The sequence below is a fragment of the Thermogemmata fonticola genome (genome assembly GCF_013694095.1).
Taxonomy (GTDB): domain Bacteria; phylum Planctomycetota; class Planctomycetia; order Gemmatales; family Gemmataceae; genus Thermogemmata; species Thermogemmata fonticola.
The window spans coordinates 1-203 of the sequence record NZ_JACEFB010000061.1; the positions used below are offsets into that span (position 1 = coordinate 1).

The 203-nt window shown below is 54.7% G+C and carries 1 protein-coding gene; it reads right to left on the reverse strand.

What is annotated here, in order from left to right; genetic code table 11:
* On the reverse strand, positions 1–203 hold a 203-nt coding region (locus H0921_RS17685; protein ID WP_194539847.1), incomplete at both ends, for a hypothetical protein.

Genomic DNA, 203 nt, shown 5'->3' on the forward strand with positions numbered 1-203 from the left:
CCACGCTGCACCCCAAACACAATGTCAAATACCTTGTTCCCACCCCCAGACACCGCTGTGATCTGATACGACGTGCTAATCGAACCTCCCGGACCCACAAACGACACGATGTCCCCCGACGTAAACGTGTTGACATTGATCGCCTTGTCAAACGTCACACGCAACCGATCCAACGTAAACGGCTCCAAACCACCCCACTGAGC